Raw genomic sequence first — 12,169 nt, 5'->3', positions numbered from 1 at the left:
CGCACCGTTCGGACGACCGCCCGGGGACTTGCCCACCGACAGGCGGAAGCCGTCCTGTGCGACGGACCGGCGGCGTTCTGCGCGACGGGCCGCCACCGTTCGGACGGCGGAGCCGATGAGCGCGAAGGCGGCGGCCGCCGGCAGTGCGGCGCCGCAGATCCGTTGCGGAGACTCCATGGAGACCTTGGCGGCCGGTCGCTGCCCGTCCCGGGCCCCGGTACCGCCGTCGCCGTGAGCGGGGCGACGAGCGCCCGGTCCAGTGCCCGCCCGAATCTCCGCGCCGCTCCCGCACCGGGAATTCCGGGGCGGCCCAGGCGGTCATCCCGCCGTGGGCGCCGACGGCGGGCACCCCGTGGCCCGCGAGGATCCGGGCCGCCCGGCGCGACCGGTTGCCGGAGCGGCAGATCGCCACTACCGGCAGGCCGGCGGGTGCGGGCAGCGGGGTACCGTCCGCGAGCGCGGACAACGGCAGGTGCGCGGCGCCGGGTCCATGCCCGGCGTGCCCCGCGGAAGGCCCGTACCAGGTGTGCCGTGCGGTCGGAGGCTGTCCCCGGATTCGCGGAGGTCCCGGCGGGCGCGCGGCGTCGGATGCCGCACCGTGGCGTGTTGTCGGAACGCCCGAATGCCTCCGGCATGCGCGCGCCTCTCCGCCGTGCGACGCACCGCGTCCGACGCCGCGCGCTGATCCACCGGGAATCGCGGGACAGCCCTTAGCCTGCCGACATGACGGAGCAGCTCGAACCCATGCCCGCGGACTGGCGGCGCGCCCTCGCCGTCGTCGCCCACCCCGACGACCTGGAGTACGGCTGCGCGGCGGCCGTCGCGGGCTGGACCGACGAGGGGCGTGACATCACCTACCTCCTGGTCACGCGCGGAGAGGCCGGGATCGACACGCTCGAACCGGAGAAGTGCGCGCCGCTGCGCGAGCGGGAGCAGCGCGCGAGCGCTGCGGCCGTCGGGGTCGCCCGCGTCGAGTTCCTCGATCACCACGACGGGGTGATCGAGTACGGCATCGGTCTGCGCCGGGACATCGCGGCAGCCGTCCGCCGCCACCGGCCGGAGCTGGTGATCACGCTGAACCACCGCGATACCTGGGGCGGTGTCGCCTGGAACACCCCTGATCACCGTGCGGTCGGGCGCGCCGTACTGGACGCGGCGGCCGACGCCGGCAATCGCTGGATCTTCCCGGAGCTCACCGAGCAGGGCCTCGCGCCGTGGGACGGTGTGCGCTGGGTGGCCGTCGCCGGATCGTCCACGCCCACCCACGCGGTCGACGCGACGGCGGGCCTCGAACGGTCCGTGCAGTCGCTGCTCGCGCACCGTACGTACATCGAGGCCCTCACGGACGAGGACCCCGAGGCGTACTGCCGCACCTTCCTCGCCGGTAACGCGCAGGCTTCCGCCGAGCGCTTCGGAGGCCGCCCGGCGGTCACGTTCGAGCTCTTCGCGCGCTGAGTGCGGGCCCTCTGGCCACCGAAGGCGCGTCGCCGTACCCTGTGCCGCGCGAGAAGATCTGACGATGTGTCAGCCTATCGGGGGGCGGCCGTGCTCGACATTCTGGACCACGACATCCCGCACGGCCAGGAGCGGATGTCGCTCCGGATCGAGAACGGCGTCGGCCTGCTCACGCTGTGCCGGCCGCGGCAGCTCAACGGCTGGAGCTGGGAGTCGAGCAGACAGCTCGGCATCATGGCCGACCGGATCCGCTTCGACGACTCGGTCCGTGCGGTCCTGCTGCGGGGCGAGGGCCGGGCCTTCTGCGCCGGGATCGATGTCACCGCGCCCGGCGGCGACATCACGGGCCGTACCGCAGCCGAGCGCACCCAGCGCTACTACGAGGGCATCCGCTGGGTGCACGAGCGTTTCGCCGCCTTCGCCGGGCTTCCGCAGCCGGTGATCGCCGCCGTGCAGGGCTACTGCCTCGGCTTCGGCTTCGAGCTCGCGCTCATGGCCGACATCCGGATCGCCGCAGACGACGCCGTGTTCGCGCTGCCGGAGGCCGGGATCGGGGTGGCGGTCGACGCCGGTGGCGACATGCGGATCGCCCGCGAGGCGGGTGCGGGCTGGGCGAAGTACCTCGCGCTCACCGGCCGCCGGATCGACGCGGCGACCGCGGAGCGGATCGGGCTGCTCCAGACGGTCACGCCGCTCGCCGAACTGGAGCGCACCGCCCGGTCCGTCGCCGAGGCGGTCGCGGCGAACGCGCCCCTGGCCGTACGTCACATCAAGCGCTCCGTCGACGCGTACGCCGACGCCGGCCTCGGCGAGGCGCTGGACCGTACGGCCCTGGCGGCTGCGCTCACCCTCACTTCGCAGGACGCGGCCGAGGGCTACGCCGCGAAGGCGGCCCGCCGCCCGCCGCACTTCGACGGGATCTGACCCGGAACTCCGCTCACGCGATGCCGGGCAGGGTGAAGGGCCCGCGCCCCAGCTGTTCGCGTACCGGCACCACGGGTGGTGCGACGAGCGAACGCCGCTGCCAGTTCGCCCCGTCCACCACCAGCGAATGGCCGGAAATGAACGAGGCGTACGGCGAGGCCAGGAAGGTGGCCGCCCAGCCCAGTTCGCGTGGCAGGCCCACCCGCAGTGCGGGCTGGCGCGCGGCGAGTTCCCCGTTCCCGGTGCCTTCTGCCGCGCCGTCCCGGTCCAGGTGGGCGCGGATGTCGCCGGTCATGTCCTCGTGCGGCATCAGGCCCGGCACCAGGCCGTTGACGCGGAGTCCGTACGGCCCCCACTCCACGGCAAGGGTCTCGACCAGGTTCTTCACCCCGGCCTTCGCCGCCGCGGAGTGTGCGTAACCGGGGCCGCCCGTCCAGGCGTACGAGGCGCCGACGCACACGATCGAGCCACCGGTCCCGGCGGCGAGGTGGCGTCGCCCGAACTCCCGGGTCATGAACCAGGTGCCGGTCAGCGTGATGTCCAGTACGGCCCGCCAGGCGTTGGGGGACAGGTCCTCGGCGGGTGACGGGAAGTTGGCCGCCGCGTTGTTGACGAGGACGTCGGGCGGGCCCAGTTCGGCTTCGGCCGCGTCGAAGACATCCGCGACTCTTTCCGGATCGCGGATGTCGCCCGGAACGGCCAGGATCCGGCCCCCGGTCAGCGGCGCCAGCTCCTCCCGGGCGGCCCTCAGCCGTCCGGCGTTGCGGCCGACGAGCACCAGATGCGCCCCCAGCCGTGCGAACTCGGCCGCGACGGCCTTGCCGAGGCCCGAGCCGCCGCCGGTCACCAGCACCACGCTCCCGTCGTACGTACCGGGCGGCAGGGCGCTCGCGCCGAGCGGGGGCGGAGCGGTGATTCCGGGGGTGTTCATGTTCTCCGTCATGGAGGCATGAGTACCGCTTCTGCCGTGACGGGGCCAGGCTTGTGAGGGGTCGAAGCCTGGCTTCTGTGAGACAAAAATCCAGGCATCCGAGATGAAAGTCCAGGTCCAAGCGCTGATGTTGTCCAGACCATTGACATGTAAGTGCCAGGATGTTGAATTCGGTGATGTTGTGTTGCGCGACTCTGGTGACTTGAGTGACCGATGGAGGATCTGTGACGCCTCGCCCACCCCGTCTCACCGCGATGGCCGCGGCGGCGGCCCTGTTCGCCGGTGGTCTGCTGACCACCGGGCCCGCCGCCCAGGCGGCCGGTAACCGACCGGGCGGTGTCCCGGCCAAGGCCCAGGACGCCCCGGCCATCACCCCCACCCCGCAGTCCGTCAGGAACCGGTCCGACCGGATCACGATCACGCCCACCGTCACCCTGGTCACCGGGCAGGCGGCCGACGAGCCGGCCCTCGCCGTGGTGACCGCGGCCCTGCGCAAGGCGGGCGCACGGCGGGTCGTCCGCTCCACGCGGCCGGCCCCCGCCGGGCTCAACGTCCACATCGGCGACGCCGGCGCGCTGGCCGCCCTCAAGCTCGAAGGGCCGTCCGGGCTGCCCGCCGACGGGTACGTCCTCGGCATCGGGGCGGGCCGCATCGTCCTCGCCGGCAAGGACGGCACCGGGACGTACTACGCCGCGCAGACCCTCCGCCAGATCCTCCCGCAGCGAGCGCAGCCCGGGGCCCGCGTCGGCGGAATCGCGGTGCGCGACTGGCCCGGCACCGCGCTGCGCGGTGTCATCGAGGGCTTCTACGGCACCCCGTGGTCCCACGAGGCCCGCCTGGACCAGCTCGACTACTACGGCGAGCACAAGATGAACATCTACGTGTACTCGCCCAAGGACGACGCCTACCTGCGCGAGAAGTGGCGCGACGCCTACCCCGCCGACCAGCTGGCGCAGATCAAGGAGCTCACCGACCGGGCGGTCCAGCGGCACGTCGAGTTCACCTACGCGCTCTCGCCGGGCCTGTCGGTCTGCTACAGCTCCGACGCGGACGCGAAAGCGCTCGTCGACAAGTTCCAGACGATCTGGGACATCGGTGTGCGGACCTTCGCGGTGCCGCTCGACGACATCAGCTACACCGACTGGAACTGTGACGCCGACAAGGCGAAATGGGGCACCGGCGGCGGTGCGGCGGGCGCCGCGCAGGCGTACCTCCTGAACAAGGTCAACCAGGAGTTCATCGCCACCCACCCCGGCGCCGAGCCGCTCCAGATGGTCCCCACCGAGTACTACAACGTCAGTCCGTCCCCGTACAAGACGGCTCTCGCCGAGCAGCTCGACCCGGACGTGCTGGTCGAGTGGACCGGTGTCGGCGTGGTCGCGCCGACCATGACGGTCGCCCAGGCCGACGCGGCCCGCAAGGTGTTCGGCCACCCGATCCTGACCTGGGACAACTACCCCGTCAACGACTACGCGACGAACCGGCTGCTGCTCGGCCCGTTCAACGGCCGCGAGAAGGGCCTGCCGGGCTGGCTGGCCGGGATCACCGCCAACCCGATGATCCAGCCGTACGCCTCGAAGCTCTCGCTGTACACGGTGGCGGACTACGCCTGGAACGACGCGGCCTACGACCCGCGCACCTCGTGGGGCAAGGGGCTCAAGGAGTACGCGGGCGGCGACGCCCGCACCGAACAGGCCCTGCGCGCCTTCGCCGACGTCAACTACAGCTCGGCGCTCAACACCGACAAGGCGCCGGAACTGTCCGCCGAGTTCGCCCGCTACTGGGAGTCCGGGGACGCCAAGCGGCTGACCTCGGTGCTCGCCGGCCTCGGCGCCGCCCCGGCGCGGCTGCGCGCGGACCTTCCGGACCGCGGCTTCATCGCGGACTCGGGCCCCTGGCTGGACGCCACCGCGTCCTGGGCGACCGCCGCCCGCACCGCCCTGAGCATGGTCGAGGCGGCACGCGGCGGAGACGGCGACCGGGCCTGGGCGCTCCGCCAGCAGCTGCCCGCGCAGGTCGAGCGCGCGAAGTCGTTCACGTACACCGGGCTCGGCGGAGGCAAGGTGCCGGTCCTCGTCGGCGACGGGAAGCTGGACGGGTTCATCGAGGCGGCCACCGCCGCGCACGACCGGATCCTCGGCGTGAGCGGCCGGCCCACGGCGTCGACGAGCCTGGGCACATACCAGAGCAACACCCTCGCCCGGATGCTCGACGGCGACGACTCCACCTACTACTGGAGCGACGGGGCGCCCGCGGCGGGCGACCAGCTCACCGTGGACCTCGGGGAGGCCCGGGACATCGGCGACGTCACGCTCGCCATGGGCAAGCCCGGCAGCACCGAGGACTACCTCCACGCGGGAGTGCTGGAGTACTCGGTGGACGGGCAGAACTGGACGCAGCTGACGGGGTTCTCCGGCAAGCCTGACGTCACCGCGGCCGTCCCCGCCGGCACCGAGGCCCGCTATGTCCGGGCCCGCGCGACCGCCGGACAGAACAGCTGGCTCGTCGTCCGTGAGTTCCACGTGGCGACCACGGACGGGGAGATCACGGGCAACCCGCCGGCTGCCGACGGATCGGCGCTGCGCTCGGCGGCCGACGGCGACCCGGCCACCGCGTACCGTGCCGCGCGCGCACCGGAGCCGGGCGAGACGCTGGAGGTGGGTCTGGTCGCCGCACGTGCGGTCGGCTCGGTCACCGTCCTCCAGCCGGCCGGTTCACGGGCCGCCGCCGACATCCAGCTGCGGAACGCGGACGGAAGCTGGCAGACCATCGGCACACTCGACGGCCCGTACACGAGCGTCGACGCGGCGGGCCGGACCGCCGACGCGGTACGCCTCGCCTGGCACACCGGCTCCGCGGCGCCCGTGATCGCGGAGGTCGTGGTCGGGAAGTAGCGGCCGCACGGTTGCCCAGTGCGCCCGGCGCCGCCGCACCTCCAGGGGCGGGGCCGGGCGCACACCCATGTCGGCCCGCGGTCGAATCGACCACCCGCAGGTTGTTCCCACAGGGGCAAGCGACCGCTTAGTATGCGGCGGAGCAGTGGTAATGCCGACAGTGTTGTGGAGGCCCCTCATGCAGGCATGGCGAGTGCACCGGAACGGCGAGCCGAGCGAGGTGATGCGGCTGGAGGAAACGGACCGGCCGACGCCCGGCGACGGGCAGGTGCTCATCGAGGTGCTCGCGGCGAACATCAACTTCCCCGACGCGCTGCTCTGCCGCGGCCAGTACCAGGTACGGCCCCCGCTGCCGTTCACCCCCGGCGTGGAGATCTGCGGCCGGACCGAGGACGGGCGCCGGGTGCTCGCCACGCCCGCCCTGCCGGACGGCGGGTTCGCCCAGTACGTCGTCGCGGACGAGGCGACGCTGCGGCCGGCTCCGGAGGGGCTCGACGACGCGGAGGCGGCGGCCCTGCACATCGGCTACCAGACCGGCTGGTTCGGACTGCACCGCCGGGCGCGCCTCCAGGCGGGCGAGACCCTCCTCGTCCACGCCGCGGCAGGCGGCGTCGGCAGCGCGGCCGTCCAGCTCGGCAAGGCCGCCGGCGCCACTGTCATCGGTGTGGTCGGAGGCCCCGAGAAGGCCAAGACCGCCGCCGAACTCGGCTGCGACCTGGTCATCGACCGGCGCACCGAGGACATCGTCGCCGCGGTCAAGGACTTCACCGGCGGCCGTGGCGCCGACGTGGTCTACGACCCGGTCGGCGGCGAGGCGTACGCCAAGTCCGTGAAGTGCATCGCCTTCGAGGGCCGGGTGATCGTCGTCGGCTTCGCCAGCGGCGACATTCCCACCCCCGGACTCAACCACGCCCTGGTGAAGAACTACTCCGTCGTCGGTCTCCACTGGGGCCTGTACAACACCAAGGACCCGCAGGCGGTCCGCGACTGCCACGAGGAGCTCACCCGGCTCGCCGGGCAGGGTGGCATCAAGCCGCTCATCAGCGAGCGGGTCCCGATGGACGGGGCAGCGGCCGCCGTCCAGCGCGTCGCCGACGGCACCAGTACCGGCCGCATCGTCGTCCTCCCGTCAGGAGCCGCCCGATGACCGCCCCCGACGCCGCGCAACTGCGCCGCCTCACCCGGGAACTGCTCGCCGCGTACCCCCCGGCCACCACGGACCACACCGACTTCCTCAAGGCGCGCTTCGACGCCGGACTCGCCTGGGTGCACTACCCGGCCGGACTCGGCGGCCTCGACGCGCCGCGCTCCCTCCAGCCCGTCGTCGACGCCGAACTCGCCGCGGCGAACGCCCCGGACAACGACCCGCGCCGCATCGGCATCGGACTCGGCATGGCGGCCCCGACCATCCTCGGCTTCGGCACCGACGAGCAGAAACAGCGCTTCCTGCGCCCCCTGTGGGTCGGCGAGGAGGTGTGGTGCCAGCTCTTCAGTGAGCCGGGCGCCGGCTCCGACCTGGCCGCCCTCGGCACGCGCGCGGTGCGCGACGGGGAGGAGTGGGTGGTCGACGGACAGAAGGTCTGGACGTCCAGCGCCCATGTGGCCCGCTGGGCGATCCTCATCGCCCGCACCGACCCGGACGTGCCCAAGCACCGCGGCATCAGCTACTTCATCTGCGACATGACCGACCCCGGCGTCGAGGTGCGGCCGCTGCGCCAGATCACCGGCGAGGCCGAGTTCAACGAGGTCTTCCTCACCGGGGTGCGCATCCCCGACAGCCGCCGCCTCGGCGCGGTCGGCGAGGGCTGGAAGGTCGCGCAGACGACCCTGATGAACGAACGCGTCTCCATCGGCGGATCCCGCATTCCCCGCGAGGGCGGCATGATCGGCCCCATCGCGCGGACCTGGCGCGAACGCCCCGAACTGCGCACCCACGACCTGCACCAGCGCCTGCTCACCCTCTGGGTCGAGGCCGAGGTCGCCCGTCTGGCCGGTGAACGCCTGCGCCAGCAGCTCGTCGCCGGACAGCCGGGCCCCGAGGGCTCCGGCATGAAGCTCGCCTTCGCCCGCCTCAACCAGGAGATCAGCGGCCTCGAAGTCGAACTCCTCGGCGACGACGGGCTGCTGTACAGCGACTGGACCATGCGGCGTCCGGACCACGTGGACTTCACCGGACGCGACGCCGGCTACCGCTACCTCCGCTCCAAGGGCAACTCCATCGAGGGCGGTACGAGCGAGGTACTGCTCAACATCGTCGCCGAACGCGTGCTCGGTCTGCCTGCCGAGCCGCGCAACGACAAGGACGTCGCCTGGAAGGACCTGTCCCGATGACCGTACAGACCGAACCGACCCAGGCGCCCGACCTCCTGTACTCGGAGGCTGAGGAGGATCTGAGGGCCGCGGTCCGCTCCCTGCTCGCCGACCGTGCCGACGCGCCGGCGGTGATCGCCCGCACCGAGTCCGACACGCCGTACGACCCGCAGCTCTGGAAGGCTCTCGCGACCGGCATCGGAGCCGCCGGCCTGCTGGTGCCCGAAAAGCTGGGCGGACAGGGCGCCACCCATCGCGAGGCCGCCGTCGTCGTCGAGGAACTCGGACGCAGCGTCGCCCCCGCGCCCTACCTGACCAGCTCCGTCGCCGCCACCGAGACGCTGCTGGCGCTCGGCTCCGAAGACGGAGCCGTGGCCGGACTCCTCGCCGGACTGGCCGCGGGCCGCAAGGTCGCGGTGCTCGCCGTGCCCTTCTCCGCCGCGGCGTCCGACACGCCGGTGGTGACCGCCGCGCTCGACGGGACACTCGGGCCGGTCGCAGACGCGGCCGCCGCCGACGTGTTCCTGGTCCCCACCACCGACGGCCTCTACGCCGTCGACGCGGACGCACCCGGTGTCACCGTCCAGCCGCTCGTCCCGCTCGACCTCACCCGCCCGCTCGCCGCCGTCACCCTCACCGGCGCCGCCGGCACCCGCCTCGCGGACGCCGGCGCGGCACGGTCCGCGGTCGACCGGGGGCTGCTGGCCGGTGCCGGGCTGCTCGCCTCCGAACAGCTCGGACTGGCCGAATGGTGCCTGACCGAGACGGTCCGGCACACCCGGGAGCGCCATCAGTTCAACCGCCCGGTCGGATCCTTCCAGTCGCTGAAACACCGCATGGCGCAGCTCTGGCTGGAGGTCGTGTCGGCCCGGGCCGCGGCACGGAACGCGGCCGACGCGCTGGCGACGGGCAGCCCCGACGCGCCGCTGGCCGTGGCCGTGGCGCAGGCGTACTGCTCCAAGGTCGCCGTCCACGCGGCGGAGGAGTGTGTCCAGCTGCACGGCGGCATCGGGATGACCTGGGAGCACCCGGCGCACCTGTATCTGAAGCGCGCCAAGGCGGACGCGAACGCCTTCGGGACGGCGGGCCGTCACCGCGAGACCGTCGCCGCCCTGATGGAGCTGCCGGCGCCGTAGCGGCATCGTCCGGACCGGAGCGGGGGTACGTGCTCACGTACCCCCGCTCCGTCGTGCGCGCGCACCGGCGAAGGCGGCCGGGCCCGCATCGTGCGGAACCGGTCACGGTGGGCGGAACACAGGCTGACCGGTGGGCGGCGATCGAGCCAACTCTCTTCGCCGGCACCCCTGTTGCGGCGCGACGCTTCCATACTCGGTCGCGTCCGCCCATCCGGCACGCCTCGCAACCGGGAGATTCCATGGCGTTCCCCACTCGTCGCCGCGTCGTCACCACCGCCCTGGCCACCGCGGCCGCGGCCACCCTCGTACCCCACCAGCCGGCCACCGCGAACGAAGCCGCGCGCCCGCGGACCGGCGTCCCGGGCCCCCCGCCGCTGCTCAGGGCGCACGCGCACAACGACTACCTGCACCCCCGCCCGCTCCACGACGCGCTGGCCCAGGGCTTCACCAGTGTCGAGGCCGACATCTTCCTGGTGGAAGGCGAACTGCTCGTCGCCCACGAGGCCACCGGCCTCGACCCCGCCCGCACACTCTCCGCGCTCTACCTCGGTCCGCTCCTCGCCCGGGTGCGGGCCAACCACGGGACCGTGTTCCGCGGCGACCGCACGCCGGTGCAGCTGCTGATCGACATCAAGACGGACGGTGCGGCCGCCTACGCGGAGCTCGACCGCCAACTCCGCCGCCACCGGCAGATGCTGACCTCCTTCCAGCACGGCCGGGTACGGCCCGGGGCCGTCACCGCCGTGATCTCGGGCGACCGGGCCGCACGCGCCCCGATGGAGGCCCAGCGCACCCGGTACGCCTTCTACGACGGCCGGCTCGACGACCTCGGTACCGCGGCCACGGCCTCGTTCGTCCCGCTCGTCAGCAGCAGCTGGACGGGGACGTTCGGCTGGCTCGGCGCCGGCCCCGTCCCGCCCGCCGAACGGGACGCCCTGCGCGCGATCACCGCCGCCGCGCACGGTGCGGGGCAGCGCGTGCGCTTCTGGGCCACACCCGATGCCCCGGGACCCGAACGCGAAGCGGTCTGGGCGGAGTTGCTGGCCGCCGGGGTGGACCACCTGAACACCGACGACCTCACGGGACTCGCCCGCTTCCTCCGTGCCCACGACCGGCACGCCCGCTGAGGGCCGTACCACCGGGAATCGCGGGACGGCCCCCAGGGACTTCGCGTTCGGATCATGCCGGGCTCGCGGGGCCGGCATGATCCACACGCATGACCCCGTGCCGGCGACCACGGACCGGCCCGCCGCAGGCGTACCCGTTTGGCGGACACGCCAGTGCGCCGGATGGCTCCTCCGCTACGCCAAACTGACGCCGAATGCCGCAATTCCGGCGCGGCGGAGGAGGTTGGCCATGGCCATTTCGATCTCACTGGTGCTGCTTCTGCTGATTCTCGCGGTGATCTTCCTCCGCAACGGCGGACTCAAGGTCTCGCACGCGCTGGTCTGCGCCCTCCTCGGGTTCTTCCTCGCAGGCACGAGCATGGCCCCCACCATCCAGGAAGGCATCACGGCCACCGCGGACGTCGTCAGCAGCATCAGGCCCTGACCTCGGGGGCGGGGGTCAAGCAGTGACCCTCAAGCGTGCACGAACGGTCCGGGCCGGGACCGGAACATGATCACTACGGTCAACAGCGCGCATCCTGCGCCCATGCGGTGACCAGGGACATCCGGGTGTGAAACGGTCCGGTGGGGCACGGGCCGGGCCGGACCGTGGCCTCGCCCGGACCTGGGACGTCCGCCGGGCGTCGCACCGAGCCGGGCCCCGGAGAGCGCAGCCATGTCATTCCCTCTTCCCGGACGCGATCCGGGCGCCGTCCATCACGAGCACTGCAGGAGCAGCCGCTGCTGCCGTTGTCAGCAGCGGCCCTGGACGACGGCCCGCGGAAGTGAACGCCTCTGCGGACTCTGCGCCTCGTGCTGCCAGGAGTGCGGTCGGGCGCCGGCCCGGCACCTGGACGGTCTCGACGGCGGGATCTGCGGCGACTGCCGCGGCGTGTGCGCCCGCTGCGGTACGCCGCTCGCGGCCGACGGCGACTGCCAGTGCAGGCGATGGCAGCGACCGGGGGCCGATCCGGTCGGATACCTCCTGCACGCGATGCCGCCGCCGCTCATACGGGAGTTCCGCAGCGGAATTCCGGGCGAACTCGTGGCGCTGATCCGGCGGGAGCTCGGCCGGCGCACCCCCGACCAGCTGCTGGACCGGGTCGAGCGCCGGTGGAACGCCCGCTGGTCCCACACGCTTCAGGAGAAGGACGAGGAAGGGCGCCGCAGGCAGCCCTGGGACATCGCTGAGCAGCTGCTCCGGCCGGGGCTCTGCGCCGAACCGAGGTGCGAGGACGGCAGGCTGATCACCACCGACTCGCCCTGCGCGCTCTGCGTGAATCCGCTGCATCGCTTCGTGCCCGCCCAGGCCGACCGCCGGGCCGCCTCGGACCGGGCCAGAAGCACAGCGGCCGTGATCAGGCGCGAGATGCTCGACCGGCGTACCGGCGGGCGGCGCTGAGTTCCGGCGTG

General features: G+C 73.0%; 10 protein-coding genes. 9 read left to right on the top strand and 1 reads right to left on the bottom strand.

What is annotated here, in order from left to right; all coding sequences use genetic code 11:
- The first annotated feature begins 723 nt into the window (after window positions 1–723).
- Together ACIQMX_RS34875 and ACIQMX_RS34870 are read left to right on the top strand one after the other, a co-directional pair.
- Window positions 724–1,455 carry a PIG-L deacetylase family protein gene (locus tag ACIQMX_RS34875; RefSeq protein ID WP_363070196.1) on the top strand — a complete coding sequence of 244 codons (732 nt, stop codon included), beginning with the start codon at window positions 724–726 and terminating at the stop codon, window positions 1,453–1,455.
- A gap of 66 nt (window positions 1,456–1,521) precedes the next feature.
- Window positions 1,522–2,379 (top strand): enoyl-CoA hydratase/isomerase family protein, encoded by an 858-nt coding sequence (locus tag ACIQMX_RS34870; protein WP_363070194.1) that lies wholly within the window; start codon window positions 1,522–1,524, stop codon window positions 2,377–2,379.
- Between the two features lie 13 nt (window positions 2,380–2,392).
- Here the strand turns inward: ACIQMX_RS34870 and ACIQMX_RS34865 are convergent, their stop codons facing one another.
- The gene (locus ACIQMX_RS34865) at window positions 2,393–3,322 is read right to left on the bottom strand and encodes an SDR family oxidoreductase (RefSeq protein ID WP_402484139.1); all 930 of its coding nucleotides are present in this window, start codon (window positions 3,320–3,322) and stop codon (window positions 2,393–2,395) included.
- A gap of 212 nt (window positions 3,323–3,534) precedes the next feature.
- Here ACIQMX_RS34865 and ACIQMX_RS34860 point away from each other — a divergent pair, with 212 nt between their 5' ends.
- From ACIQMX_RS34860 to ACIQMX_RS34830, 7 genes are all read left to right on the top strand, one after another.
- On the top strand, window positions 3,535–6,204 hold the full coding sequence (locus ACIQMX_RS34860; RefSeq protein ID WP_402484137.1) for a beta-N-acetylglucosaminidase domain-containing protein: 2,670 nt from the start codon (window positions 3,535–3,537) through the stop codon (window positions 6,202–6,204).
- 178 nt (window positions 6,205–6,382) lie between these two features.
- On the top strand, window positions 6,383–7,351 hold the full coding sequence (locus ACIQMX_RS34855) for an NADPH:quinone oxidoreductase family protein (RefSeq protein ID WP_363070188.1): 969 nt from the start codon (window positions 6,383–6,385) through the stop codon (window positions 7,349–7,351).
- Window positions 7,348–8,535 (top strand): acyl-CoA dehydrogenase family protein, encoded by a 1,188-nt coding sequence (locus tag ACIQMX_RS34850; protein WP_363070186.1) that lies wholly within the window; start codon window positions 7,348–7,350, stop codon window positions 8,533–8,535. The genes ACIQMX_RS34855 and ACIQMX_RS34850 overlap by 4 nt, the downstream gene beginning before the upstream one ends.
- Window positions 8,532–9,650 (top strand): acyl-CoA dehydrogenase family protein, encoded by a 1,119-nt coding sequence (locus ACIQMX_RS34845; RefSeq protein WP_402484134.1) that lies wholly within the window; start codon window positions 8,532–8,534, stop codon window positions 9,648–9,650. The genes ACIQMX_RS34850 and ACIQMX_RS34845 overlap by 4 nt, the downstream gene beginning before the upstream one ends.
- Before the next feature lie 239 nt (window positions 9,651–9,889).
- On the top strand, window positions 9,890–10,777 hold the full coding sequence (locus tag ACIQMX_RS34840; protein ID WP_402484132.1) for a phosphatidylinositol-specific phospholipase C/glycerophosphodiester phosphodiesterase family protein: 888 nt from the start codon (window positions 9,890–9,892) through the stop codon (window positions 10,775–10,777).
- A 229-nt stretch (window positions 10,778–11,006) separates the two neighbouring features.
- The gene (locus ACIQMX_RS34835; protein ID WP_363070180.1) at window positions 11,007–11,201 is read left to right on the top strand and encodes a hypothetical protein; all 195 of its coding nucleotides are present in this window, start codon (window positions 11,007–11,009) and stop codon (window positions 11,199–11,201) included.
- A gap of 231 nt (window positions 11,202–11,432) precedes the next feature.
- Complete coding sequence (locus ACIQMX_RS34830) at window positions 11,433–12,158, top strand: hypothetical protein (protein ID WP_402484129.1); 726 nt, start codon at window positions 11,433–11,435, stop codon at window positions 12,156–12,158.
- The last annotated feature ends 11 nt before the right edge of the window (window positions 12,159–12,169 follow it).

Origin of the sequence: Streptomyces sp. NPDC091416, assembly GCF_044756845.1 — a bacterium.
Classification (GTDB): Bacteria; Actinomycetota; Actinomycetes; order Streptomycetales; family Streptomycetaceae; genus Streptomyces.
The sequence above is the reverse complement of the archived record's forward strand: the minus strand, read 5'-3'. Positions and strand labels throughout refer to the sequence as shown.

Bases quoted from the DNA above. Each gene is read 5' to 3' on its own strand.
- ACIQMX_RS34875 (WP_363070196.1), top strand. From the start codon at position 724: ATGACGGAGCAGCTCGAACCCATGCCCGCGGACTGGCGGCGCGCCCTC.
- ACIQMX_RS34865 (WP_402484139.1), bottom strand. From the start codon at position 3,322: ATGACGGAGAACATGAACACCCCCGGAATCACCGCTCCGCCCCCGCTC.
- ACIQMX_RS34855 (WP_363070188.1), top strand. From the start codon at position 6,383: ATGCAGGCATGGCGAGTGCACCGGAACGGCGAGCCGAGCGAGGTGATG.
- ACIQMX_RS34850 (WP_363070186.1), top strand. From the start codon at position 7,348: ATGACCGCCCCCGACGCCGCGCAACTGCGCCGCCTCACCCGGGAACTG.
- ACIQMX_RS34845 (WP_402484134.1), top strand. From the start codon at position 8,532: ATGACCGTACAGACCGAACCGACCCAGGCGCCCGACCTCCTGTACTCG.
- ACIQMX_RS34840 (WP_402484132.1), top strand. From the start codon at position 9,890: ATGGCGTTCCCCACTCGTCGCCGCGTCGTCACCACCGCCCTGGCCACC.
- ACIQMX_RS34835 (WP_363070180.1), top strand. From the start codon at position 11,007: ATGGCCATTTCGATCTCACTGGTGCTGCTTCTGCTGATTCTCGCGGTG.
- ACIQMX_RS34830 (WP_402484129.1), top strand. From the start codon at position 11,433: ATGTCATTCCCTCTTCCCGGACGCGATCCGGGCGCCGTCCATCACGAG.